General features: G+C 40.8%; 1 protein-coding gene. It reads left to right on the top strand.

All coding sequences use genetic code 11. The annotated features are described in order from the left end of the window. On the top strand, window positions 1–1,846 hold a 1,846-nt coding region (locus C7H19_RS25065), incomplete at both ends, for a DUF5906 domain-containing protein (protein WP_245927798.1).

Raw genomic sequence — 1,846 nt, 5'->3', positions numbered from 1 at the left:
AAAGTAAAGCAGCCCGCGAAAAAGAAAAACCAACTGTTATCGATACACAAGAATGGATTTACTACAGCCGTGACGGAAAAGTACTGGTTAAAGCCATTAGACAAAATCTAAGTAATGGTAAGAAAAAGTTTGCTCAACACCATTACAACGGTAAAAAATGGATTTGGAACCTTGATGGCGTATCAAGAGAAAATATTCCTATTTATCGATATCGTGAGGTAAAAGACGCGATCGCCAGAGGTGAAACCATTTTCGTTGTAGAAGGTGAAAAATGCGTTGATGCTTTATGGGCGTTAGGAATTCCTGCTACGACCAACATCGGCGGTTCTAGTAAATGGCGTGATTCTGATACTCAAGATTTAGAAGGAGCCAAAATTGTATTAGTGCCAGATCGGGATAAGCCAGGCATCGTGCATATGGCCAAAATTTACAAAGCTTTTCCCGATGCTCAATGGCTGTATGTGGAAAATTCTTTCCCGCTTTGGTGGAATCCAGATAAGATCGCCCCGTCAGATGGCTATGATATAGCTGACTGGATTAAAGAAAAAAAAGCAACCGCCAAAGAAATTTTGGACGCTGTAGGTGAATGTAAGGTTGAGTTTTTGCCTAATCCAGAAATACCAGATCACGCCCCCGCTCCAGAGATGCACTTTACGCAAAAAGCAGTAGAAGACTTATACAGTAAAGGTCGATATGCTGCAATTGATGGAAAACTACATAAATTTTCTGGAACCAACTACAAAATCCTGAGTATCCCAGAAGAACAACGCAGAATTCTTGAATGGTGCAGTACCACTCCAGTTCTAAAAAATGGTATTTGGAAGTATGCCTATGCTACACCAGAAGCCATCGATAAAATTTGGAGTTGGACTCTTAGAACCTTTGCAATTGATCCAAAGTTAATTAATCCCCTTGGACTCAATCTTAAAAATGGAACCTTAAAACTCGAATGGGACGGCAAAAAAGTTACTTGGAAGCTGCACCCGCATTCACCCAATGACTACTACACCTACTGTTCTGAGGTTAACTACGACCCACAAGCTGATCAACAAGAGGGCGATCGTCTGTTAGCGTGCTTAGACCCACAACAGCAAACCATTTTTCTAAGAACGATCGCCGCGTCACTTGATCTCAACAAAGTCAGACAATTCAGAGGACGTGAGGTTAAAGCCCTGCTGCTGCAAGGTTACGGAAACAACGGAAAAGACGCGTTGAGAGAATCGATAAACGTATTGTTCAATCAAACCATGACCAACATAACGATTGGCGACCTTCAAGCCTATGATCAAGGTCGTAAATTTCCACTAGCCAAATTAGCAGGGAAGAATATTTCATGGGCTTCTGAAAATAGTAAATTTGCCTCATTAGACCATTTACAGTGCATTAAATCCGCGATTACGGGGGAAACAGTCGATATTGAGGTCAAAAACCAGCCCGAATACTCGATTAACCCCGCTACAGTCTTTCTATTTAATTGTAATGAATTCCCATCCCTTAAAGGTGGGCTAGAAGCTGTAGAATCTCGTTGGTCTATTTTACATTTCACGAAAACTTACAAAAAAAATGCAGATCCAAGAAAGGGAGAAATCGAAGCTGATTCGCGCTTTAAATACGATCCTACGTTTCTAAAAGAAAAAGTAGTCCCCGCCCTCTTAAATCGCATTCTAGGAGAACTACAGCCGCTAATTAATGAAGGGATTAATTACTCTTGTACAGAAAATTCGTTGAAACAGCTTCAAGAGGAAAGTAACCATATTTGGCAATTCTGTCGTGAAGTCGGATTAAAAGAAGATCCTGACGGCAAAATTTATATAAAAGACCTCTGGGAACAACTCAGACATTGGTA

Source organism: Aphanothece hegewaldii CCALA 016 (assembly GCF_003007785.1).
In the GTDB taxonomy this organism is placed as follows: domain Bacteria; phylum Cyanobacteriota; class Cyanobacteriia; order Cyanobacteriales; family Microcystaceae; genus Chroococcus; species Chroococcus hegewaldii.
The sequence above is the reverse complement of the archived record's forward strand: the minus strand, read 5'-3'. Positions and strand labels throughout refer to the sequence as shown.